At 69.4% G+C, this 21,383-nt stretch carries 22 protein-coding genes; 15 read left to right on the forward strand and 7 right to left on the reverse strand.

Annotation, left to right across the window (positions count from 1 at the left end):
- Positions 1-23 precede the first annotated feature (23 nt).
- The 4 genes from BM345_RS17680 (at position 24) to BM345_RS17695 (ending at position 4,115) form a co-directional block, all read left to right on the forward strand.
- Positions 24-1,034, forward strand: a complete 1,011-nt coding sequence (locus BM345_RS17680; protein WP_093381588.1) for a S1C family serine protease — start codon at positions 24-26, stop codon at positions 1,032-1,034.
- Between the two features lie 102 nt (positions 1,035-1,136).
- A complete protein-coding gene (locus BM345_RS17685) occupies positions 1,137-2,102 on the forward strand; it encodes an AAA family ATPase (RefSeq protein WP_093381769.1) in 966 nt (321 codons plus the stop codon).
- A complete protein-coding gene (locus tag BM345_RS17690) occupies positions 2,083-3,075 on the forward strand; it encodes a DUF58 domain-containing protein (RefSeq protein WP_093381589.1) in 993 nt (330 codons plus the stop codon). Before BM345_RS17685 ends, BM345_RS17690 begins: the two co-directional genes overlap by 20 nt.
- A complete protein-coding gene (locus BM345_RS17695; protein WP_093381591.1) occupies positions 3,075-4,115 on the forward strand; it encodes a VWA domain-containing protein in 1,041 nt (346 codons plus the stop codon). The genes BM345_RS17690 and BM345_RS17695 overlap by 1 nt, the downstream gene beginning before the upstream one ends.
- A gap of 34 nt (positions 4,116-4,149) precedes the next feature.
- Here BM345_RS17695 and lolD read toward each other — a convergent pair whose 3' ends face one another.
- Both lolD and BM345_RS17705 read right to left on the reverse strand, forming a co-directional pair.
- Positions 4,150-4,884: a lipoprotein-releasing ABC transporter ATP-binding protein LolD gene (gene lolD, locus BM345_RS17700; RefSeq protein WP_093381592.1), complete on the reverse strand. Its 735-nt coding sequence runs from the start codon at positions 4,882-4,884 to the stop codon at positions 4,150-4,152.
- Positions 4,877-6,133 carry a lipoprotein-releasing ABC transporter permease subunit gene (locus BM345_RS17705; RefSeq protein WP_093381593.1) on the reverse strand — a complete coding sequence of 419 codons (1,257 nt, stop codon included), beginning with the start codon at positions 6,131-6,133 and terminating at the stop codon, positions 4,877-4,879. Before BM345_RS17705 ends, lolD begins: the two co-directional genes overlap by 8 nt.
- 32 nt (positions 6,134-6,165) lie before the next feature.
- On the opposite strand from BM345_RS17705, the gene BM345_RS17710 reads away from it, so the two are divergent.
- The 4 genes from BM345_RS17710 to BM345_RS17725 are packed head-to-tail and all read left to right on the forward strand — an operon-like array spanning position 6,166 to position 9,682.
- On the forward strand, positions 6,166-7,146 hold the full coding sequence (locus BM345_RS17710) for a hypothetical protein (protein ID WP_093381595.1): 981 nt from the start codon (positions 6,166-6,168) through the stop codon (positions 7,144-7,146).
- Complete coding sequence (gene recJ / locus BM345_RS17715; RefSeq protein ID WP_093381597.1) at positions 7,143-8,885, forward strand: single-stranded-DNA-specific exonuclease RecJ; 1,743 nt, start codon at positions 7,143-7,145, stop codon at positions 8,883-8,885. Before BM345_RS17710 ends, recJ begins: the two co-directional genes overlap by 4 nt.
- Entirely contained in the window at positions 8,882-9,238 is a 357-nt protein-coding gene (locus BM345_RS17720; protein WP_093381598.1) for an MliC family protein, read from the forward strand. The genes recJ and BM345_RS17720 overlap by 4 nt, the downstream gene beginning before the upstream one ends.
- A gap of 39 nt (positions 9,239-9,277) precedes the next feature.
- Positions 9,278-9,682, forward strand: coding sequence for a hypothetical protein (locus BM345_RS17725; protein ID WP_093381600.1), 405 nt, complete (start codon positions 9,278-9,280; stop codon positions 9,680-9,682).
- Between the two features lie 10 nt (positions 9,683-9,692).
- Here the strand turns inward: BM345_RS17725 and BM345_RS17730 are convergent, their stop codons facing one another.
- From BM345_RS17730 to BM345_RS17745, 4 genes are all read right to left on the reverse strand, one after another.
- Positions 9,693-10,613 carry an NAD(P)-dependent oxidoreductase gene (locus BM345_RS17730; RefSeq protein ID WP_093381601.1) on the reverse strand — a complete coding sequence of 307 codons (921 nt, stop codon included), beginning with the start codon at positions 10,611-10,613 and terminating at the stop codon, positions 9,693-9,695.
- A 73-nt stretch (positions 10,614-10,686) separates the two neighbouring features.
- Positions 10,687-11,373, reverse strand: a complete 687-nt coding sequence (locus BM345_RS17735; RefSeq protein ID WP_139237543.1) for a hypothetical protein — start codon at positions 11,371-11,373, stop codon at positions 10,687-10,689.
- 139 nt (positions 11,374-11,512) lie between these two features.
- Positions 11,513-12,532, reverse strand: coding sequence for a response regulator transcription factor (locus tag BM345_RS17740; RefSeq protein WP_093381604.1), 1,020 nt, complete (start codon positions 12,530-12,532; stop codon positions 11,513-11,515).
- Positions 12,529-15,981 carry a hybrid sensor histidine kinase/response regulator gene (locus BM345_RS17745; protein WP_254789791.1) on the reverse strand — a complete coding sequence of 1,151 codons (3,453 nt, stop codon included), beginning with the start codon at positions 15,979-15,981 and terminating at the stop codon, positions 12,529-12,531. Before BM345_RS17745 ends, BM345_RS17740 begins: the two co-directional genes overlap by 4 nt.
- Before the next feature lie 86 nt (positions 15,982-16,067).
- Between BM345_RS17745 and BM345_RS17750 the strand changes: the two genes are divergently transcribed.
- Genes BM345_RS17750 through ureC form a run of 4 tightly spaced genes read left to right on the forward strand, consistent with a single transcriptional unit; the run spans position 16,068 to position 19,046 of the window.
- Entirely contained in the window at positions 16,068-16,370 is a 303-nt protein-coding gene (locus tag BM345_RS17750; RefSeq protein ID WP_093381605.1) for an urease subunit gamma, read from the forward strand.
- A 29-nt stretch (positions 16,371-16,399) separates the two neighbouring features.
- Positions 16,400-17,008, forward strand: a complete 609-nt coding sequence (locus tag BM345_RS17755; RefSeq protein WP_093381606.1) for a HupE/UreJ family protein — start codon at positions 16,400-16,402, stop codon at positions 17,006-17,008.
- A gap of 11 nt (positions 17,009-17,019) precedes the next feature.
- Positions 17,020-17,325, forward strand: coding sequence for an urease subunit beta (locus BM345_RS17760; RefSeq protein ID WP_093381608.1), 306 nt, complete (start codon positions 17,020-17,022; stop codon positions 17,323-17,325).
- A gap of 2 nt (positions 17,326-17,327) precedes the next feature.
- The gene (gene ureC, locus BM345_RS17765; protein ID WP_093381609.1) at positions 17,328-19,046 is read left to right on the forward strand and encodes an urease subunit alpha; all 1,719 of its coding nucleotides are present in this window, start codon (positions 17,328-17,330) and stop codon (positions 19,044-19,046) included.
- A 20-nt stretch (positions 19,047-19,066) separates the two neighbouring features.
- Here ureC and BM345_RS17770 read toward each other — a convergent pair whose 3' ends face one another.
- Positions 19,067-19,267: a hypothetical protein gene (locus BM345_RS17770; protein WP_093381610.1), complete on the reverse strand. Its 201-nt coding sequence runs from the start codon at positions 19,265-19,267 to the stop codon at positions 19,067-19,069.
- A gap of 50 nt (positions 19,268-19,317) precedes the next feature.
- On the opposite strand from BM345_RS17770, the gene ureE reads away from it, so the two are divergent.
- Genes ureE through ureG form a run of 3 tightly spaced genes read left to right on the forward strand, consistent with a single transcriptional unit; the run spans position 19,318 to position 21,313 of the window.
- Positions 19,318-19,962 (forward strand): urease accessory protein UreE, encoded by a 645-nt coding sequence (gene ureE / locus BM345_RS17775; RefSeq protein WP_093381612.1) that lies wholly within the window; start codon positions 19,318-19,320, stop codon positions 19,960-19,962.
- 4 nt (positions 19,963-19,966) lie between these two features.
- Positions 19,967-20,644 (forward strand): urease accessory protein UreF, encoded by a 678-nt coding sequence (locus BM345_RS17780; protein WP_093381614.1) that lies wholly within the window; start codon positions 19,967-19,969, stop codon positions 20,642-20,644.
- 21 nt (positions 20,645-20,665) lie between these two features.
- Entirely contained in the window at positions 20,666-21,313 is a 648-nt protein-coding gene (gene ureG / locus BM345_RS17785) for an urease accessory protein UreG (RefSeq protein ID WP_093381615.1), read from the forward strand.
- The last annotated feature ends 70 nt before the right edge of the window (positions 21,314-21,383 follow it).

Here is a 21,383-nt window from a genome sequence, read left to right on the forward strand (position 1 = left end):
GTGGTGAAAAGGCGGAGGTGCCCATGCGCAGGCCTGCTTTGTACAGCCGTTCGCCCCGTGTGCCGCAACAGTCGGCCGGTGCGAGCGAAGTGGACGAGCCGCAAGCCGGAACGGGCGCGGCCGATGCTTCAGGTGCGCCCGCCGCCGATGCGGCCGCACCGCCATCCAGGCCGCGCCGCCATCTGTGGCGCAACTCCATTCTTTCCGCCGTGCTGCTGGGTGCGCTGGGCGCGGGCGGCTACTACTACCTCCCCCGGCACACCGCCCACCAACTGACGCAGAAGGACATCGACGCCGCGGTGCTGCGCAGCCTGCAGACGGCCGTGCTGCCCTCGCAAGCGGCACGCGCGGCCGACATCATCCGACCCTCGGTGGTGCAAGTGGTTGCATTGGGCTCCGAGAAGACCACACCTGCCGCCAAGGTCGAGAAGCGCGGCCGCAACATGGCGCGCGGCAAGCCGCCCACCGATCCGCCGCCCACCGCCGAAGGCGAGGTCGAGCGCGGCGTGGGGACGGGCGTGGTGATCGTCGACAAGGGCGTGATCCTCACCAACCTGCACGTGATCGCGGGCGCCGAGAAGATCAAGGTGACTTTCTTCGACGGCCTGGAGGCCAATGCTTCCATCGTCGGGCTTCAGCCCGAGAACGACCTGGCCGTGCTGCAGGCCGACAAGATTCCGGACGACCTGGTGGCGGCCACCATGCGCTCCACCGCCGACCTGATGCCCGGGGACAACGTGGCGGTGGTGGGCTTCCCCTTCGGCATCGGCCCCTCCGTCTCGGCCGGCGTGGTGTCGGGCCTGAAGCGCTCCTTCCGCTCGCCCGAGGGCCAGCAGGAGATGAGCAACCTCATCCAGTTCGACGCCGCGGCCAACCCGGGCAATTCAGGCGGGCCCATGGTCAACATGAGCGGCGAGGTGCTGGGCATCGTCACCGCCATCCTCAACCCCACACAGCAGCGCACCTTCATCGGCATCGGTTTTGCCGTTCCGATCGAGAACGCGGCTTCGGCCGCGGGCATGCCCCCCTTCTGAACCACCCACGCCAGGAAGCACCGCATGAGCTCAGCCACCCCCGACGTCCAGACCGCCGCCCAGCAGGCCACCGCATCGGCGGCGTCCAGCAGCAGCGAACTCATGGAGCAGATCCTCTACGAGGTCAAGCGCGTAGTGGTGGGGCAGGACCGCTTCCTGGAGCGCGTGATGGTGGCCGTGCTCGCCGAAGGCCACCTGCTCGTCGAAGGCGTGCCCGGCCTGGCCAAGACTCTCACGGTGAAGACCCTGGCCGACACGGTGCGGGGGCGTTTCAAGCGCATCCAGTTCACGCCCGACCTGGTACCGGCCGACCTGGTGGGCACGCGCATCTACAACCAGAAGACCGGCGACTTCAGCACTTCGCTGGGGCCGGTGTTTGCCAACCTGCTGCTGGCCGACGAAATCAACCGCGCGCCTGCCAAGGTGCAGAGTGCACTGCTGGAGGTCATGCAGGAGCGCCAGGTCACCATCGCCGGCGAGACGCACAAGGTGCCGCGCCCCTTCCTGGTGATGGCCACGCAGAACCCGATCGAGACCGAGGGCACCTACCCGCTGCCCGAGGCGCAGGTGGACCGCTTCATGATGAAAGTGCTGGTGGACTACCCCAGCGACGAGGAAGAGTTCGTGATCGTCGAGCGGGTGATCGGCCCTCCGGTGCAGGCCAGCCCGATTGCCACCACCGAGCAGTTGGCGTTGCTGCAGGCGCAGGCGCGGCGCGTGTACGTCGACCCTTCGCTCATCCAGTATGCGGTGAAGCTGGTGTCGGCCACCCGCACGCCCGAGAAGCACGGCCTGAAGGACATGCGCCGCTTCATCACCTTCGGCGCCAGCCCGCGCGCCAGCATCAACCTCACCGAGGGCGCACGGGCCCTCGCGCTGCTGCGCGGGCGCAGCTACGCGCTGCCCGAGGACATGATCGACCTGGCCCCCGACGTGCTGCGCCACCGCGTCACGCTCTCCTACGAGGGCCTGTCGGAAGGCCTCTCGCCCGACAGCCTCATCGACCGCATCATGCGCGCCGTGCCTGCGCCGGCCAAGGTCATGGAACATGAAAAGCTGGTGGCCTAGCAGCCGGCGCCAGCGCGCCGCCAACGATGCCCAACTGCACGCCGAGGCGGCGGCAGCCGGCACCGAGCGCGCGCTGCGCCGCCTGGAATGGACCGTCATCCGCCGCCTGGACGGCCTGCTGCAGGGCGACTACCGCACGCTGATGCGCGGCGCCGGCCTGGACCTGGCAGACCTGCGCGAATACCAGCACCACGACGACGTGCGCCACATCGACTGGAACGTCACCGCCCGGCTGCAGGTGCCGCATGTGCGTGTGTTCACCGAAGACCGCGAGATGGCCGCCTGGTTCGTGCTCGACCTGAGCCGCTCGGTCGACTTCGGTTCAGGCACCCGGGCCAAGCGCGAGATCTCCGCCGGCTTCGTCGGCGTGGTGGCGCGCCTCTTGACGCGCCATGGCAACCGGGTGGGGGCGCTGGTCTACGGCAGCAAGCTCGAAGCGGTGATCCCGCCACGCACCGGCCGTGCCCACGTGCTGCACCTGATGCACGCGATGGATCGGCGTGCCGAGCCTCGCGGCGCCAAGCCGGGCGGCACCACCCGGCTTGCCGAGTTGCTGGACGCGGCCGGCAACATGATCCGGCGCCGCTCCACTGTCTTCGTCGTCTCCGACTTCCTGAGCGAACCTGGCTGGGAGCGCCCGCTGGGCCGCCTGACCCAGCGCCACGAGGTGCTGGCGGTGCGCCTGTCCGATCCGCTGGAGCAGGAGATCCCCGACCTCGGGCTGGTTCCCCTCACCGATGCGGAGACCGGCGAGCAGCTGTGGGTGGACACGCACGACCCGGGCTTTCGCAAGCGCTTCGCCCGTCTGGCCACCGAGCGCGAGAGCACCCTGCGCCAGGCCCTGGGCAGTGCCGGCGTGGACACGCTCGAACTCTCGACCGACGATGACCTGGTGGAGGCCATCGTGCGCTTCGTCGACCTGCGCAAGCGCCGTGTGCGCTCCGGCGTGGCTTATGCGAAGGTGATGGGATGATGAATTTCCTCTGGCCCCAGTTCCTCTGGCTGCTGCTGGCGCTGCCGGTGCTGGTGCTGCTCTACCTGTGGCTGCTGCGGCGCAAGAAGAAGCTGGCGATCCGCTATGCCAGCCTCTCGATCGTGCGCGAGGCCATGGGCGTCGGGCAGACCATGCGGCGGCATATCCCGCCCTTCCTGTTCCTGCTGGCCATGGCCGCGCTGGTCATCGCTGCCGCCCGGCCGCTGGCGGTGGTCATGCTGCCCTCAAACCAGCAGACCATCATCCTGGCAATGGACGTGTCTGGCAGCATGCGCGCGGCCGACGTGCAGCCCAACCGCCTGGCGGCGGCACAGACGGCGGCCAAGAGCTTCCTCAAGGAACTGCCGCGCACAGTGAAGGTGGGCATCGTCGCCTTTGCCGGCAGCGCGCAGGTGGCGCAACTGCCCACCACCAACCGCGAGGACCTGGTTACCGCCATCGATTCCTTCCAGCTTCAACGCGGCACCGCCACCGGCAATGGACTGGTGGTGGCGCTGTCCACGCTGTTCCCGGATGCGGGCATCGGCATCGACGACTTCGCGCCGAAGTCGGCGCAGCGCGGCGTGCCGATCGACCAGGCGGGCAAGTCGCAGAAAAAGGAGTTCGTGCCGGTCACGCCGGGCTCCTACACCTCGGCGGCGATCATCATGCTCACCGACGGCCAGCGCACCACCGGCGTCGATCCGCTGGACGCCGCCAAGGTCGCGGCCGACCGCGGCGTGCGCGTCTACACCGTGGGCGTGGGCACCGTGGACGGCGAGACCATCGGCTTCGAAGGCTGGTCCATGCGCGTGCGGCTGGACGAGGACACGCTCAAGTCCATCGCCAACAAGACGCAGGCCGAGTACTTCTACGCCGGCACCGCAGACGACCTGAAGAAGGTCTACGAGACCCTCAGTTCGCGCCTGACGGTGGAGAAGAAGGAGACCGAGATCTCGGCTCTGTTCGCGCTGGGCGCAGCGGTGCTGATGCTGCTCTCGGCCGGCCTGTCGCTGCTCTGGTTCAACCGCATTCTTTAGGCATCCGCGGTTGCGGCCGCCTGGCGATTCGCTCCTAGCGCTGGCCGTCCGCCAGCCGCCCGGTCGTGAGCCGCAGCATCCGGTCGCAACGTGCAGCCAGCGCCTCGTCGTGCGTGACCACCACGAAGGCCGTTCCTCGATCGTGCGCCAGCTTGAGCATCAGCGCGAACACGCTGTCGGCGGTGGCGCGGTCCAGGTTGCCGGTGGGCTCGTCGGCCAGCACGCAGTCGGGCTGCGTGACAAGCGCGCGGGCGATGGCCACGCGCTGGCGCTCGCCGCCGGACAGTTCGGCCGGCCGGTGCGCCAGGCGCTCGGCCAGCCCCACGGAGGCCAGCATCTTCGTGGCCGCATCGCGCGCCACGGACGGATCTTCGCGGCGAATCTTCAGCGGCATGGCCACGTTGTCCAGCGCGCTGAACTCGGGCAGCAGGTGATGGAACTGGTAGACGAAGCCCAGGTGCCGGTTGCGCAGGCGCCCCTGCTCGGCGGCGTCCACGTGGGCCATGTCCTTGCCATGCAGCTCGACGGTGCCCGAGGTGGGCGCATCCAGCCCGCCCATCAGGTGCAGCAGCGTGCTCTTGCCCGAGCCCGAGGCGCCGACGATGGCCAGCGTCTCGCCGGCGCGCACGTCCAGGTCCACGCCGTGCAGCACCGTGAGGTCGATGCGGCCTTCTTGGAAGCGCTTGGTCAGGCCGCGCACGCGCAGCACCACCTTGGGTTCGACAGGTGTGGCGGACGTCAGCACTTTTTCGCTCAGCACTTCACTCATAGCGCAGCGCCTCGGCGGGGTTGACGCGGCTGGCGCGCCAGCTCGGGTACAGCGTCGCGGCAAAGGCGAGGATGAGCGAGATGATGGTGATGGGCACGATGTCCGATTGCTGCGGGTCGCTGGGCATGCGGCTGATGAGGTAGATGTCCTTGGGCAGGAAGCTGGCGTGGAAGAGCTTCTCCAGCGCCGGCACGATGACGTCGATGTTGTAGGCGATGCCCAGGCCCAGCAGCAGGCCGCCGATGGTGCCGATCACGCCCACCATCGCGCCCTGCACCACGAAGATGCCCATGATGCTGCGCGGGCTCGAGCCCAGCGTGCGCAGGATGGCGATGTCGGCGCGCTTGTCGGTCACCGTCATCACGAGCGTGGAGACCAGGTTGAAGGCCGCCACCGCCACGATCAGCGTGAGGATGATGAACATCATCCGCTTCTCGACCTGCACCGCGGCGAACCAGGTGCGGTTCTGGCGCGTCCAGTCGCGGATGAGGAAGGAGCCCGGCAGTGTCACGGCCAGCTGGTCGGCCACCTCGCGCGCCTGGTGCAGGTCCTTGAGCTTCAGGCGGATGCCGCTCGGGCCTTCGAGGCGGAACACCTTGGCGGCATCCTGCTCGTGGATCATGGCCAGGGCGGAGTCGTATTCGTAATGGCCCGAATCGAAGGTGCCCACCACCTTGAACTGCTTCAGGCGCGGCACGACGCCGGCCGGCGTCACCTGGCCGCCGGGCGCGATCAGCGTGACCGTGTCGCCTTCGCGAACGTAGAGCGAGCGCGCCAGGTCGCCGCCCAGCACGATGCCGAATTCGCCCGGCACCAACCGGTCGAGGGCACCCTTCTGCGCGGTGGTCGCGATGTCGGTGACTTCGGGTTCCAGCTTGGGCTCGATGCCGCGCACCAGCACGCCCTTCATGTCCTCGCCGCGCGCCAGCAGGGCCTGCGCGCCGATGAAGGGGGCTGCGCCGATCACCTGCGGGTTCTTCCGGGCGGCGGCCATGATGGCGTCGATGTCCTGCAGCGCCTGGCCGTCGCGCGAGAAGATCTCGATGTGCGAGACCACGCCCAGCATGCGGTCACGCACTTCCTTCTGGAAGCCGTTCATGACCGACAGCACGATGATCAGCGCCGCCACGCCCAGCGCAATGCCGAGCATGGAAACGCCGGAGATGAAATTGATGAAGCCGTTGCGCCGCGTGGCCCGGCCGGCGCGGGTGTAGCGCCAGCCGAGTTGCAGCTCGTAAGGGAGTCGCATCCTGGAATTGTGGCATCCCGGACAATAGCCCCATGCCTGCGTCCGCGCCTGCCCGCGCCCCCCACCTCGTGATTCCCTTCGCCGGCCGTGCCACGCCCGGCTGCCGTGCCGCCCTGGCCCAACTGAAGCTGCCGAACCTGGAGCGCCTGCTCGCGCGCCTTGCACCCGCGCAGGAAGATGCGCAGGACGAGTCCACCCTCTCGCCGCCGCACAAGCGCGCATTGGCCGCTGCGCGCGGCCTGCCGACCGTCGACGGCCTCATCCCCTGGGCCGCCCTGGAAGCCCGCGAACTGGGCCTGCCGCCCGCCTCGCCGGACCAGGGCTGGGGCCTGATGACCCTGTGCCACTGGCAGGTCGGCATCGACGACGTGGCGCTGGGCGATCCGGAGCAGCTTGATATCTCCGCAGCCGAGTCGGCCGCGCTGCTCGACGCGCTGCGTCCCTTCTTCGTCGAGGACGGTATCGAGGTGTATGCCACGCCGGAACCCGGCCGCTGGCTCGCCCGCAGTGCCTTGCTCGACGGCCTGGCCACCGCCTCCATCGACCGCGCGGTGGGCCATCCCATCTCCGAGTGGTCTCCCCTCACCGAGGCGTCGCGCCCGCTGCGCCGCCTGCAGAACGAAATGCAGATGCTGCTCTACACCCATGCGGTCAACGATGCGCGCACCGAGCGCCGCGTGCCGCCCATCAATTCCTTCTGGCTCAGCGGCACCGGCGTCCTGCCGGCCGACTTCGCCGGAACCGTGGTTGCGCCCGAGGTCGACAGCCGCCTGCGCACGCCCGCCCTACGCGACGATGCACCCGGCTGGTCCGAGGCCTGGCAGGCGCTGGATGCGCAGCGCATCGCGCCCCTGCTCGCCGACAGCGAGCGCGGTGCGGCCGTTCGCCTGACCCTGTGCGGCGACCGCGCCGCGAAGACCTTCGTGCCGCGCGAGGGCGGCGGCCTTGCCGCGTTCGCGCGCCGCCTGTTCGAGCGCCCGCCCGCTGTGGCCGAGGTGCTGGGCGCGCTATGAAGATCATTGCCCGCGAGATTCCGCCACGCAGTGCGTGGACGCTGGAGCAGGCCGGCGTGCATCCGCTGCTGGCCCGCCTGTACGCCGCGCGCGGCGTCTGCGCCAAGGACGAACTGGACGAGGGGCTGGCCCGCCTGCTGCCACCGCAGACGCTGCAGGGCACCCGCGAGGCCGCCGTGCTGCTGGCCGACGCCATCCGCGAGCAGCGGCGCATGTGCATCGTGGCCGACTACGACTGCGATGGCGCCACCGCCTGCGCCGTCGCCCTGCGTGGCCTGCGGCGCCTGGGCGCGGCGAACGTGAGCTACCTGGTGCCCGACCGCGTGGTGGACGGCTACGGCCTCACGCCCAGCATCGCGCAGCGCGTGGCGCAGACCGGTGCCGAGTTGCTCATCACGGTGGACAACGGCATCGCCAGCGTGGATGGCGTGGCCACCGCCAAGGCGCTGGGCCTGTCGGTGCTGGTCACCGACCACCACCTGCCCGGCGCCGAACTGCCGCAGGCCGATGTGCTGGTCAACCCCAACCAGCCCGGCTGCGGCTTCGAGAGCAAGAACATCGCCGGCGTGGGCGTGATGTTCTACGTGCTGCTGGCCCTGCGATCGGAACTGCGCGAGCGCGGCGCCTTCGACACCGCCACGCAACCCAAGCTGGACGACCTGCTGCCGCTGGTGGCCCTGGGCACCGTGGCCGACGTGGTGCGGCTGGATGCCAACAACCGCCGCCTGGTGGCGCAGGGCCTGCGCCGTATCCGCGCCGGCGCCATGCCGGCGGGCCTGTCGGCGCTCTTCGAGGCGGCGGAACGCAAGTCCGCCGTGGCCACCACCTTCGACTTCGGCTTTGCGCTGGGGCCGCGCATCAACGCCGCCGGCCGGCTGGCCGACATGACGCTGGGCATCGAGTGCCTGAGCACCGACGACGCGGCGCGCGCCGACGAACTGGCGCGCATGCTCGACGAGATCAACCGGGAGCGCCGCGGCATCGAGGGCGAGATGCGCGAGCAGGCCCTGCGCGCGGCCGAGTCGCTGTTCGCCTCCGGCCAGGTGCCGCCGGCGGCCATCACGGTGTTCGACGCCGACTTCCACGAAGGCGTGGTGGGCATCGTGGCCTCGCGCATCAAGGACCGCTTCCATCGGCCGACCTTCGTCTTCGCCGCCAGCGGCGCCGAGGGCAAGGAACACGAACTCAAGGGCTCGGGCCGCTCCATCGCCGGCTTCCATCTGCGCGACGCGCTGGACCTGGTGGCCAAGCGCCAACCCGGCGTGCTGCTGCGCTTCGGCGGCCATGCGATGGCCGCCGGCTGCACCGTGGCGCGCGACCAGCTGGAGCGCTTCCAGGCCGCCTTCGCCGAGGTAGCGTCGGAAATGCTCGATGCCGCCACCCTCACCCGCCGCATGGACACCGACGGCCCGCTGGCGCCCGAGTACCTGCGCATCGACATGGTCGACACGCTGCAGCGCGAGGTCTGGGGCCAGGGCTTCGCGCCGCCCACCTTCAGCGAGGAGCTGGAGGTGCTGTCGCAGCGCCTGGTGGGCGAAAAGCACCTGGCACTCAAGCTGCGCCACCACGGCCGGCCGGTGGACGGCATCTGGTTCGGCCACACCGATCCGCTGCCGCCGCGCGCCATGCTCGCCTTCCGGCTTGAAGCCGACGAGTGGCAGGGCGTGCGCCGGGTCCGCTTCATGATCGAGGCGGCGGAACTGCCCGCCGCCGAAGCCACTCAAGGAGAGAAAGCATGAGAAGTCCGACCCGCTCCATCCGCCGAATCTTCCTGGCCCTGGCGCCGCTGGCCCTGGCGGCCGGCTGCGCCAGCTCCGAGCCCGGCGGGCCGAGCTCATCATCCCTGCAGGGCCCGCCCATCCGCTTTGCCTGCAGCGACGGCTCCCTGCTCGTGGCGCGCTACAGCCAGCCCGACAGCTCGACGCTGTGGCTGCGCCGCGCCGACGGCTTGGCCGAGCTCAAGTCGCAGCCCGCTGCCAGCGGCGCGCGCTATGTGGGCGCGGACGTGAGCTTCTGGGAACACCAGGGCGAGGTGGCGCTGCGCTGGGGCCCCAACGCCGCCCCGGTGACCTGCAAGCGCACGCCCGCCTGACACCGCAACAGCAAGACTCTCGAACAAAGGAACGACCCGATGGCCGTTGGCTGGTACACGATGCTGAAGATGGTCCCCTGGGCCGATGTCATCAGCAATGCGCCGCAGATTGCGGATGCCGCGAAGAAACTGTGGGGCAACGTGGCCAGGAAGGCGCCACCCCAGCCCGGCGAGGGCGAAGCCGCTCGCGACGCCGCGCTGCCGCCCCGCTCGCCGGCCGAGCGCCTGGCGGAACTCGAATCGCGCCTGGACTTGACCGAGGCCGCGCTGGTCGAGCTGCACAAGCAGATGGTGGAATCGACCCAGCTGATCGACACCCTGGCCAGCCAGAACACGCTGCTGGTCAGCCGCGTGGAGGCCAACCGGGTGCTGGTGCGCTGGCTGGTCGCCATGGTGGCAGTGCTGGGGGTGGCGGTGATCGCCCTCTGGGCGACCCGCCTCTGAACAGGCGCTTCTAGCGCCCCGCTTCGCCGGCCTTGGCCAGGATGGCGATCAGCTCGGGCACCAGCGTCTCTGCCGAGCCCTCGGCCACGCCGCGCTCGTAGGTGCTCTTCACGCCCTCGGCGATGGCGCGCGCCGCCTGGCTGTCCTGCGCCATCTGGGCGTAGTAGCCCAGGTCCTTCACCGCGTTGCTCATGGCGAAGCGCAAGCCGGTGGCATCGCGCGCCAGCAGGAAGGGCTTGAGGCGCTCCAGCGCCACGCCGCCGCCGCCGCCCTTGGCCAGCACGTCCACCAGCACCTCGGGCGCGACCTGCGCGCGCTCGGCATGGGCCGCGGCCTCGGCGATCAGCGCCACCGTGCCCAGCGACACGTAGTTGTGCAGCAGCTTCATGCGGTGGCCGCTGCCGACCGGGCCGCACAGGGTGATGTTTTCGGCAAAGCAGGCCAGAAGCGGCCGCACCTGCTCGAACAAGGCTGGCTCGGCCCCCACCAGCAGGTTCAGGCGCCCTTCCGCCGCTTCCTTGGGCGTGCGTGTCATGGCCGAATCCATGAAGCGGCCGCCGGCCTGTTCGACCAGGCCGGCCAGGCGCTCGGTCGAGGCCGGAATGGCGGTGGACAGGTCGATGACCACGGCGCCGGGCTTCAGGCCCAGCAGCGCGCCTTCCTTGGTGTCCAGCAGCACCGCTTCCACCTGCGGCGAGCCGGTGACGCACAGCAGCAGCAGGTCGACCTGCGCCGCCAGTTCGGCGGGCCGCGCGAAGCTGCGCACGCCGGCGGCGCGCAGGGCGTCCAGCGGCTGGTTGCCCGCATGGTCCAGCACCGACAGCGAATGGCCGTGCTTGACGATGTTGGTGGCGATGCCGTGGCCCATGAGGCCGACGCCGATCAGGCCGACGTTGAGTTTCTTGGGGGTTGCTGGCTCAGGACTGCTCATGCGCTTGTCTCTCGCTCGATGGGTTGTTCAGATGGAAGCCCATTGTCGTTCGCGCCGGCCGGCGCTGCCTGGTTCAGCGCTTGCCGCCGAAGTCGAAGGCCTGGTTGAGGCCCACCGTGTAGACCCACTCGCCGCCCGCCAGCCCGAGGTGGGCAATGCTGAAGTCGATGCTGGTCTGCGTGCTCACCTGCCAGGAAAAACCGACCCGCGTGCCCCACTGCGAGAAGGAATGGTTGCGCTCGGCGATCAGCGTGAAGTCGGGCCGCACTGCCCATTGCACCTGCAGGCCGCCGCGCGAATAGCGATCGCCGCCCTCGGTCGCCCAGTCGACGCCGAGGTTGGCGTTGACCTGCAGCGGCGCCAGCGCCTGCCAGCTGAGCGCGAGCAGCCCCTGCCCGCCCCACTGCCCGCCGTGATGCACGTCGTATTGGGCGCCGGCCGACACCGCGGCCGAGACGACCGAATCCGGCTCTCGCCCGAAGAAGGTCCACTTGGCCTGGGGCCCGAGCAGGTTGGTGCGAACGCCCCGGGTGATGTCCCAGTTGAGGCCGAGCTCCACCACGCCCACGCCGCAGGACGGGCCTGCGTGATAGAAGTTGATGTCCGTCTTGCGCCCATGGCCACCCCACAGCTCCACCTGGCATTCGCCGGCGTTCAGGGTGCCGGCATCGTCCACTTCGAAGTGGCCTCCGGCGTGTGCGGCCATCGTGACGGCCAGCATCGGCACGGCGACCCCGAATCGGGCAGGCCATGGATTCACGCGCATTTTTCTTTTCCTCGTTCCTGCGCGCATTGTTCATGCTTTGAGGCAGAGGCAAAGCATCGAACAGGCGGCCCTTCTGCCGCCTGATGCTGCGCACGCCGCAAGACGCCGGTGTGAAAGCCGCGCGGGCTGCCGCTCAGATCTCGAAGCCGGGCATCAGCTCGCGGATGCGTTTGATGGCCACGCCCGCCGCCGCGGTGCGCGTTTCCACGCCCAGCTTCACGTACACCCGCTCCAGGTGCTTCTTGGCGGTGGCCGGGCTGCTGCCGATGATCTCGCCGATGTCGCGGTTGGTCTTGCCCTTGACCACCCAGTACAGCACCTGCGCCTCGCGCGGCGTGAGCTTGAGCGACAGGCTCATGGCCTCGATCACGGCGGTGTCGGAGGCCTCGCGCATGATGATCAGCCACTCGTCGCCGTCGTCGTCATGCCCTGTCTGCTGGTGCAGGCGAAGCGTCAGGCGCTGGCGCCCCAGCTCGATGACCAGCGGCGGCGGCTCGATCTGCCGCTGCTGCGCGTCGGGCAGGTGGCGGCGCAGCCACTCGAGCAAGGGGGCCGGCGTCTCCGGCGCCTGGGTGCCGAAGTAGCGCGCCAGCAGCTCGCGCGCGAGCGCGGTCTGCCAGGAGATGCGGCCCTCGGGCCAGCGGACCGTGGCGCTCGCGTAGCCGAAGGCGTCCAGCGCATTGCGCGCCTGCCCCGCCTGCCGGGCCTGCTGCCGCGCCATGCGCGCGCCCTGCAGGTGCACGTTCATGCGCGCCAGCACTTCCTTGGGCTTGATGGGCTTGGTGACGTAGTCCACCCCGCCCGCCTCCAGCGCAGCCACCAGGTGCTCGGTGTCGGTCAGGCCGGTCATGAAGATGATGGGAATGTGCGCGGTCGCGGCGTCGGCCTTCAGGCGCCGCGCCACCTCGAAGCCGTCGAGGCCCGGCATCAGGGCGTCGAGCAGCACCACGTCGGGCCGGGCCTGCGCGGCGCGGGCCAGGGCCTGCTCGCCGTTGGTAGCCACCAGCACGGTGTAGCCGGATTCGTCCAGCGCGTCGTGCAGCACGGCCAGGTTGTCGGGCACGTCGTCGACGATGAGCACCAGGTCGCCGGTGCCGGTGGCATCGCGCAGGCTGTTCACGAGCGAGGGCTCGTTTTCCTTGTTCGGGTTCATTTGAGTTCCGCCAGCGAACGGCTGAGCGCGTCCAGCTGGAATTGCCGCGCCATGGTGCGCTGCCGGTCGGTCCAGGGCGCGCACTCCGGCTGCGCACGCTCGATCTCGTCGAGCTGGTTCATGATGCCGCGCAGGTAGCCCAGGCTCACCGCTTCTTCCAGCAGGCGGATTCGCTCGGGCGATGGGCGCACCATCGGCGCCTCCGGCTTCGCTTCCCCGGCCGGCGCGGGCTCGCTGGTCCAACGCAGCTGCAGGCGCTGCTCCAGCCAGTCGAGCAGTTCGCTGTGGCGCACCGGCTTGACCAGGAAATCTTCCGGCGCGATGCCCACGTCGTTCTCCAGCCGCTTGTCGAAGGCGTTGGCCGAGACGATGGCCACCGCGGTGTGCGCGAGGCCCAGCCCGCGCGCGCGGCGGATGGTTTCCCAGCCGTCGATGCCGGGCATGGCCAGGTCGACGAACATGGCATCGGGCCGCAGGCCCGCGGCGAGCAGGTCCAGCGCGTCGTGCCCGCTGGCAGCGGTGCGCAGGTCGAAGCCCAGCGGGCCGAGCAGGTCGACCAGCAATTGGCGGTCGGGCTCCTCGTTGTCCACCACCAGCACGCGGCGGCGGCGCCCCTCGTAGCCGCGGCGAATGACCTGGGGCCGGGGCTGCGCCAGCCGATGGGCCGGGCCCGCGGCGTGCGATTCGTGCACGCGCGGCACGAACAGGCGCACCGTGAACACCGAGCCCTGGCCCAGTGTGCTCTGCACCGACATCTCGCCGCCCATCAGGTCGGTGAGCATCTTGGAGATCGTCAGGCCCAGGCCCGCGCCCGGGGCCGTCTGCCCGGCGCTGGCGCCGCGCGCGAAGGGCTCGAACACGCGTGCGATCTCCTCGCTCGACATGCCCGGACCGGTGTCCTCGATCTCCAGCGCCGCGAACTCGCGCGCATAGCGGATGCGCCAGCTAACCTGCCCGCGGGCGGTGAACTTGATCGCGTTGCCCAGCAGGTTGATGAGGATCTGCCGTACCCGCTTCTCATCGGCCCGCACCACCTCGGGCAGCGTGCCGGTGGGCTCGAAGCGGAAGGCCAGGCCCTTCTCCTCGGCCTGCAGCTCGAACATGTCGGCCAGCTCCTGCATCACGTCGGCGAAGCGCATCGGCTTGGCGTGAAGGGTGAGCTTGCCGGCCTCGATGTGGGCGATGTCCAGCGTGCCCTCGATGAGCGAGAGCAGGTGCTCGCCGCCGCGCTTGATCACCGCCACCGCCTGGCGCCGGTGCGGCGGCACGGTGCTGTCCTCGCCCATCAGCTGCGCATAGCCCAGGATGCTGTTGAGCGGCGTGCGCAGCTCGTGGCTGATGGCGCTGATGTAGCGGCTCTTGGCCTGGTTGGCCGAGTCGGCGCTCTGCTTGGCGGCTTGCAGGGCGCGATCCGTCTCGCGGTGCGACTCGATCTCGCGCATGAGCAGGTGCGTCTGCCGGTTGGATTCCTCCTGCGCCACCTTGCGGCTCTGCTGCGCCAGCACGAGCCACCAGGCCACGATGCCGGCGATGACCAGCAGCGCCATGTAGGCCTTCATGAAGGCCGAACGCAGCGCCGCCTGGGCTTCCTCCGCCGCATTGGCATCGACGAGTGCGCGCAACTCCTGCTGGTAGAGCACGCCGAACACCGCCGCCAGCAGCGGCACGACGACCATCATGAGCAGCAGGAAGTGCCCGAGGCCCGTGTCCAGGTAGCGCCAGCTCTTCTTCGGCAGCAGCCAGCGCAGCACAGCGCCCCACTGCGCCGACAGGCTGGCGCTGGGCTTGCACAGGTCGCCGCAGCGCGCATCCAGCGTGCAGCACAGCGAGCAGATCGGGCCCTGGTAGGCCGGGCAGTGGGCCATGTCCGGCCCTTCGTACTCGCGCTCGCAGATCACGCAGCGGCGAAGCTCCAGCTTCTGGTAGCGGTGCTGCTCTTCCGGCGGCCGGGCCAGGTAGTACTTGCCGCGCGTGGCCCAGGCGATGAGCGGCGCCGCGACGAAGGCGGTGCCCAGCGCGATGAGTGCCGAGAAGGCCTGCGCCAGCGGCCCGAACACGCCCAGGTGCGCGGTGATGGACAGCCCCGAGGCCAGCGCCATCGCGCCCACGCCCACCGGGTTGATGTCCCACAGGTGCGCCCGCTTGAACTCCACGCCGGGCGGCGACAACCCCAGCGGCTTGTTGATGACCAGGTCGGCCACCACCGCCATCATCCAGGCGATGGCGATGTTGGCGTACAGGCCCAGCACGTCGCCCAGGGCCTGGAACACGTTCATCTCCATCAGCATGAAGGCGATGAGCGTGTTGAATACCACCCACACCACGCGGCCCGGATGGCTGTGCGTCACGCGCGAGAAGAAGTTGCTCCAGGCCAGGCTGCCCGCATAGGCGTTGGTGACGTTGATCTTCAGCTGCGAGATCACCACGAAAAGCGCCGTGGCCCAGATCGCCCAGGTGAAATTCGGGAAGACGTACTCGTAGGCCGCCAGGTACATCTGGTTCGGGTCCACCGCCCGCTCGGGCGGCACCATGTGAGAGATGGCCAGGTAGGCCAGAAGTGCGCCGCCCAGCATCTTGGCCACGCCCAGGATCACCCAGCCCGGCCCGCCGGCCAGCACGCCCAGCCACCAGCGGCCGCGGTTGGCCGCGGTGCGCGCCGGCATGAAGCGCAGGTAGTCGGCCTGCTCGCCCATCTGGGTGATGAGCGCGATGCCCACCGTCAGCGCGGCACCAAAAAGGGGAAACTGGAATTCCGGCGATGCACTGCGCGCTCCGTTGTAGTGCGTGATGCCAGCAAACGCACCAGGATCGCGCATCAGTACATAGACAAAGGGCACCACCAGCATCAGCAGCCAGATGGGCTGGGTCCACAGCTGCAGCCGGCTGATGGCCGAGACGCCATGCGTCACCAGCGGAATGACCACCAGCGCGCACACCAGGTAGCCCCAGGCCGGCGGCACACCCAGCGCCAATTCCAGCGCATAGGCCATCACGGCCGCCTCCAGCGCGAAGAAGATGAAGGTGAAGGAGGCGTAGATCAGCGAGGTGATGGTCGAGCCGATGTAGCCGAAGCCCGCGCCGCGGCTGAGCAGGTCCATGTCCACGCCGTAGCGCGCCGCGTAGACGCTGATGGGCAGGCCCGCCAGGAAGATGATGAGCCCGGTGACCAGGATGGCCCAGAAGGCATTGATGAAGCCGTACTGCACCAGCAGCGTGGCGCCCACCGCCTCCAGGATCAGGAAGGAGGCGGCGCCGAAGGCCGTGTTCGCCACCCGCCATTCGGACCATTTTCGAAAGCGCTGCGGCGTGTAGCGCAGCGCGTAGTCCTCCAGGGTTTCGCTGGCCACCCAGCTGTTGTAGTCGCGCCGGATCTTGACGATGCGCTGCGGCGCCCCGGTGGCATCCGGGGCGGGGTCTGCAGTGGCGGCGGGCGGCAGGGGCGGGTTCACGCCTTCACGGGTGCAACAGTCGTGCCGGGCCGCGGCCGAGGCACGATCGTTGCAAGGTCCTGTGGCTGACGATAAGGTCCGGCCCCATGGAACTGACACCCCGAGAAAAAGACAAGCTCCTGATCTTCACGGCCGCCCTGCTGGCCGAACGCCGCCGGGCCCGCGGCTTGAAGCTCAACTATCCCGAAGCCGTCGCGCTGATCTCCGCCGCCGTCATGGAAGGCGCGCGCGACGGCAGGACCGTGGCCCAGCTCATGAGCGAGGGCCGTGCGGTGCTCAGTCGCGCCGACGTGATGGAAGGCATCCCCGAGATGATCCCGGACATCCAGGTCGAGGCGACCTTCCCCGACGGCACCAAGCTGGTGACCGTGCACCAGCCCATCGTCTGACGACACCACAACGAAAAGAAAGAGCCTTCATGCGCCAAGCCAACGCTGCGATCAAGACCCTGGCCCTTGCCGCCCTCGCCCTTCCGCTGGCGGCCTTCGCCCACACCGGCGTCGACGCCGGTGCGCACCACCACGGCTTCATGGCCGGCTTCATGCACCCGCTGACCGGCGCCGACCACCTGGCCGCCATGGTGGCGGTGGGCCTGTGGAGCGCGCTGTCGGCACGCCGCGCCTGGCCCGACCTGCTGTGGGCGCCTCTGGCTTTTGCCGGCATGCTGCTGGCAGGCGCGCTGATGGGGCTGGCCGGTCTACAGCTGCCGGCGGTCGAGCCGATGATCGCCGCCTCCTTGCTGGTGCTGGGCCTGCTGGTGGCCACGCGCATCCACCTGCCGGCCGGCGTGGCCGTGGCGCTGGTGGGCTTGTTCGCCGTCTTCCACGGCGTGGCGCACGGCCAGGAACTGGCGGGCGAGCAAGGTGCCGCCCTCACGCTGGCCGGCATGGTCGCCGCCACCCTGGTCCTGCACGCGGCCGGCATTGCCTTCGGCTGGGCGCTGCGGCACGCGAATGCCTGGCTGCCGCGCATCGCCGGCGCCGGCGTGGTGGCCCTGGGCGCGGCGCTGCTGGCGCAGGCCGCCTGAGGCCGCGCGCGATGATCCCCGGCGAACTCATCACCGACGACGGCGACCACGTCCTGAACCGCGGCCGCCGCACGCTGACGCTGGTAGTGCAGAACACCGCCGACCGGCCGATCCAGGTCGGCTCGCACTACCACTTCGCCGAAACGAACGCGGCGCTCGGCTTCGACCGCGAGGCCGCGCATGGCATGCGGCTGAACATTGCCTCGGGCACGGCGGTTCGCTTCGAGCCCGGGCAGCAGCGCACGGTGGAGCTGTGCGACTTCGCCGGTGAGCGCACTGTCTACGGCTTTCGCGGCCTGGTCCAAGGGAAACTCTGAACATGGCCACGATCGGAAGACGCGCCTACGCCGAGATCTTCGGCCCCACCGTGGGCGACCGCCTGCGCCTGGCCGACACCGACCTGGTGATCGAAGTCGAGGAGGACTACACCCTGCGCGCCGGCGGCTACGGTGAAGAGGTGAAGTTCGGCGGCGGCAAGACCATCCGCGACGGCATGGCGCAGGGCCAGCGCACCCGCGCCCAGGGCACGGTCGACACCGTGATGACCAACGCGCTCATCCTCGACCACTGGGGCATCGTCAAGGCCGACATCGGCCTGCGCGACGGGCGCATCGTGGCCATCGGCAAGGCCGGCAACCCCGACGTGCAGCCGGGCGTGGACATCGTCATCGGCCCGGGCACCGAAGTCATCAGCTGCGAAGGCAACATCGTCACCGCAGGCGGCATCGACAGCCACATCCACTTCATCTGCCCGCAGCAGATCGAAGAGGCCCTGGCCTCGGGCGTGACCACCATGCTGGGCGGCGGCACCGGCCCGGCCACCGGCACCTTCGCCACCACCTGCACGCCCGGCCCCTGGCACATCGAGCGCATGCTTCAGGCGGCCGACGCCTTCCCGATGAACCTGGGCTTCCTGGGCAAGGGCAACGCCAGCCTGCCCGCCGCCCTGCACGAGCAGATCGAGGCCGGCGTCATCGGCCTGAAGCTGCACGAGGACTGGGGCACCACGCCCGCGGCCATCAGCAACTGCCTGGACGTGGCCGACGCCACCGACACGCAGGTGGCGATCCACTCCGACACGCTCAACGAATCGGGCTTCGTCGAGGACACCATCGCCGCCGTCGGCGGCCGCGCCATCTGCGCCTTCCACACCGAGGGCGCGGGCGGCGGCCATGCGCCGGACATCCTGCGCGTGGTGGGCGAGGCCAACTTCCTGCCCTCCTCCACCAACCCCACCATGCCCTACACGGTGAACACGCTGGACGAGCATGTGGACATGCTCATGGTGTGCCACCACCTGGATGCCGGCATCGCCGAGGACCTGGCCTTTGCCGAGTCGCGCATCCGCAAGGAAACCATCGCGGCCGAGGACATCCTGCAGGACATGGGCGCCATCAGCATGATGAGCAGCGACAGCCAGGCCATGGGCCGGGTCGGCGAGGTCATCATGCGCACCTGGCAGACCGCGCACAAGATGAAGCTGCAACGCGGCAAGCTGCGCGAGGACAGCGAGCGCAACGACAACTTCCGCGTGCGCCGCTACGTGGCCAAGTACACCATCAACCCCGCCATCTCCCACGGCATCAGCCACGAGGTGGGCAGCGTGGAAGTGGGCAAGTGGGCCGACCTGGTGGTGTGGAAGCCGGCCTTCTTCGGCGTGAAGCCCTTCGCGATCATCAAGGGCGGCAGCATCGCGCTGGCCGCCATGGGCGACCCCAACGCCTCCATCCCGACGCCGCAGCCGGTGCACTACCGGCCGCAGTTCGGCGCCTTCGGCGGCGCGCTGGCCAAGGGCTCGCTCACCTTCGTCTCGCAGGCGGGCCTCGCGGCCGGCGTTGGCGAGCGCTATGGCCTGCGCAAGACGCTTTCGGCGGTGCGCAACATCCGCGGCGTGCGCAAGAAGGACATGGTGCACAACGGCCTGGCGCCGAAGATGGAGATCGACCCGCAGACCTACGCGGTGCGCGCCGATGGCCAACTGCTCACCTGCGAGCCGGCGACGCTGCTGCCGATGGCGCAGCGGTATTTTCTGTTCTGACGCAGCGCATCCGGTCCCGCCTACGGCGCGTCACCATCCGCCTTGCCGAGCGCATCAGCGGTGGTATCCGGCTGCTGCAGGACAGTCAGGCGAAGCATGCCCTGTGTCACCGGGACCAGGTCGAGCTTGTCGCCCGGCCTCACTTTCAACTTCTCGCATATTTCCGCTGGCAGGGCGAACCCCAACTCCCCGTCGATCTCGACGATCTCCACCTTGTGCATGCCGTACTCCCTGATGCGTTGTAATGGCCTTTGATTCTGCTTCCTTGCCCATGCTCACCGCCAACAAACTCATGCCCCAGGGCCGCGGCTTGGCCCCTGTGCTGATCAAGCGCGCCGCCACCATCGAACTCGACTGGGACGTGCGCCAGAAGAGCCGCTTCGACGCCACCGACTCGCAGGGCCGAAGCCTGGGCGTGTTCCTGCCGCGCGGCACCTCGGTGCGCGGCGGCGACGTGCTGGTGGCCGAGGACGGCTCGCTGGTCCGCGTCATCGCGGCGCCGCAGCCGGTGCTGCGCATCACCCATTGCTCCGCCCACGGCACGCCCTTCGACCTGACGCGCGCGGCCTACCACCTGGGCAACCGCCACGTGCCCATCGAGCTGCAGCCGGACCACCTCAAGATCGAGCCGGACCACGTGCTGGCCGACATGCTGCGTGCCATGCACCTGATCGTGGTGCAGGCGGAGGAAGCCTTCGAGCCGGAAGGCGGCGCCTATGGCTCGCACGGCGCCGGCCACGGGCATTCGCACGGCGATCACAGCCATGGCCACTCGCATGGCGAGGCAAAGACAGGCAGCAGGCCGCTGGTGCTGGCGCCGGAAGCCTTCGACGACCACGACCACGACCACAAACACGACCACGACCACGACCACAAACACGACCACAAACACGACCACGGCGGCCACTCCCACTGACCCCATGTCCGAGCCCAGCGCCTCCTCCCTCCTGCAGCTCATCTGGTTGGCCTCCCCGGCCCTGCCGGTGGGCGGCTTCTCCTATTCCGAGGGACTGGAGGCCGCGGTCGAGATGGCGGGCGTGGACACCGAGGCCGCGGCCGCCGATTGGCTCGCCGACCAGCTGCACCTGAGCCTGGGCCGTGGCGACCTCGCGGTGGTCGCGCAGGCCCAGGCGGCTTGGCGGGCCGGCGACACCGAAGCCATCGCCCGCCTCAATGCCTGGGTGATGCAGACGCGAGAGAGCGCGGAGTTCCTGCTGCAGACCTTGCAGATGGGCCATTCCTTCGTCGAGTGGCTCAAGCTGCACCACGCGGACGCGGCGGGCATCTTCCAGGGCCGTCCGGTCGGCTACCCGATCGCCTTCGCCTTCGCCGCCGAGCGCGCGGGCGCCACGGTACGCGACGGTTGCCTGGCCTTCGCCTTCGGCTGGGCCGAGAACATGGTGAGCGCCGCGGTGAAGGCCGTGCCGCTGGGCCAGAGCGCCGGCCAGCGCATGCTTGCCCGCCTGGCGACCGAGATTCCCGAGGCGGTACAGCGGGCCATGGCCCTGCCCGACGACGAGCGCCAGGCTTTTTCCCCCATGCTCGCCGTGCTGTCGGCGCGGCATGAAACCCAGTACTCCCGGCTCTTCAGGAGCTAGGCCTTCGACCCAACGACACGTATGAGCGCAGCCCTCCACCACATCCCCCACCGCACCAAGAGACTGCCGCCCCTGCGCGTGGGCATCGGCGGCCCGGTCGGCTCGGGCAAGACCACCCTGCTGGAGATGCTGTGCAAGCGCATGCGCGGGCAGTACGACCTGGTGGCCATCACCAACGACATCTACACCAAGGAAGACCAGCGCCTGCTGACGGTGGCCGGCGCGCTGCCGGCCGAGCGCATCATGGGCGTGGAGACCGGCGGCTGCCCGCACACCGCCATCCGCGAGGACGCGTCGATCAACCTGGAAGCCATCGACCGCATGCTCGCGAGCTTTCCGGATGCCGACGTGGTGTTCGTGGAAAGCGGCGGCGACAACCTGGCCGCCACCTTCAGCCCCGAGCTGTCGGACCTCACGATCTACGTGATCGACGTGGCGGCGGGCGAGAAGATCCCGCGCAAGGGCGGGCCGGGCATCACCAAGAGCGACCTCTTCATCATCAACAAGACCGACCTGGCGCCTTACGTGGGCGCCGACCTGTCGGTGATGGAAGCGGACACGAAGCGCATGCGCAAGGCGCGGCCCTTCGTCATGACCAATCTCAAGACCCAGAGCGGCCTGGACGAGGTGATCCGTTTCATCGAGGAACGTGGAATGCTTCTCGAATAGCGATCTGTATTGCGGCTGGGGGGTGGACGATTTGCAATAGAGTGTTAGCTTTTCGGCTGCAATCGTTAGC

It is taken from the genome of Variovorax sp. OV329, from assembly GCF_900114785.1.
GTDB lineage: Bacteria > Pseudomonadota > Gammaproteobacteria > Burkholderiales > Burkholderiaceae_C > Variovorax.

Coding starts and splice junctions, on each gene's coding strand:
- BM345_RS17680 (WP_093381588.1), top strand. CDS start 24: ATGCGCAGGCCTGCTTTGTACAGCCGTTCGCCCCGTGTGCCGCAACAG.
- BM345_RS17685 (WP_093381769.1), top strand. CDS start 1,137: ATGGAGCAGATCCTCTACGAGGTCAAGCGCGTAGTGGTGGGGCAGGAC.
- BM345_RS17690 (WP_093381589.1), top strand. CDS start 2,083: ATGAAAAGCTGGTGGCCTAGCAGCCGGCGCCAGCGCGCCGCCAACGAT.
- BM345_RS17695 (WP_093381591.1), top strand. CDS start 3,075: ATGAATTTCCTCTGGCCCCAGTTCCTCTGGCTGCTGCTGGCGCTGCCG.
- lolD (WP_093381592.1), bottom strand. CDS start 4,884: ATGAGTGAAGTGCTGAGCGAAAAAGTGCTGACGTCCGCCACACCTGTC.
- BM345_RS17705 (WP_093381593.1), bottom strand. CDS start 6,133: ATGCGACTCCCTTACGAGCTGCAACTCGGCTGGCGCTACACCCGCGCC.
- BM345_RS17710 (WP_093381595.1), top strand. CDS start 6,166: ATGCCTGCGTCCGCGCCTGCCCGCGCCCCCCACCTCGTGATTCCCTTC.
- recJ (WP_093381597.1), top strand. CDS start 7,143: ATGAAGATCATTGCCCGCGAGATTCCGCCACGCAGTGCGTGGACGCTG.
- BM345_RS17720 (WP_093381598.1), top strand. CDS start 8,882: ATGAGAAGTCCGACCCGCTCCATCCGCCGAATCTTCCTGGCCCTGGCG.
- BM345_RS17725 (WP_093381600.1), top strand. CDS start 9,278: ATGGCCGTTGGCTGGTACACGATGCTGAAGATGGTCCCCTGGGCCGAT.
- BM345_RS17730 (WP_093381601.1), bottom strand. CDS start 10,613: ATGAGCAGTCCTGAGCCAGCAACCCCCAAGAAACTCAACGTCGGCCTG.
- BM345_RS17740 (WP_093381604.1), bottom strand. CDS start 12,532: ATGAACCCGAACAAGGAAAACGAGCCCTCGCTCGTGAACAGCCTGCGC.
- BM345_RS17750 (WP_093381605.1), top strand. CDS start 16,068: ATGGAACTGACACCCCGAGAAAAAGACAAGCTCCTGATCTTCACGGCC.
- BM345_RS17755 (WP_093381606.1), top strand. CDS start 16,400: ATGCGCCAAGCCAACGCTGCGATCAAGACCCTGGCCCTTGCCGCCCTC.
- BM345_RS17760 (WP_093381608.1), top strand. CDS start 17,020: ATGATCCCCGGCGAACTCATCACCGACGACGGCGACCACGTCCTGAAC.
- ureC (WP_093381609.1), top strand. CDS start 17,328: ATGGCCACGATCGGAAGACGCGCCTACGCCGAGATCTTCGGCCCCACC.
- BM345_RS17770 (WP_093381610.1), bottom strand. CDS start 19,267: ATGCACAAGGTGGAGATCGTCGAGATCGACGGGGAGTTGGGGTTCGCC.
- ureE (WP_093381612.1), top strand. CDS start 19,318: ATGCTCACCGCCAACAAACTCATGCCCCAGGGCCGCGGCTTGGCCCCT.
- BM345_RS17780 (WP_093381614.1), top strand. CDS start 19,967: ATGTCCGAGCCCAGCGCCTCCTCCCTCCTGCAGCTCATCTGGTTGGCC.
- ureG (WP_093381615.1), top strand. CDS start 20,666: ATGAGCGCAGCCCTCCACCACATCCCCCACCGCACCAAGAGACTGCCG.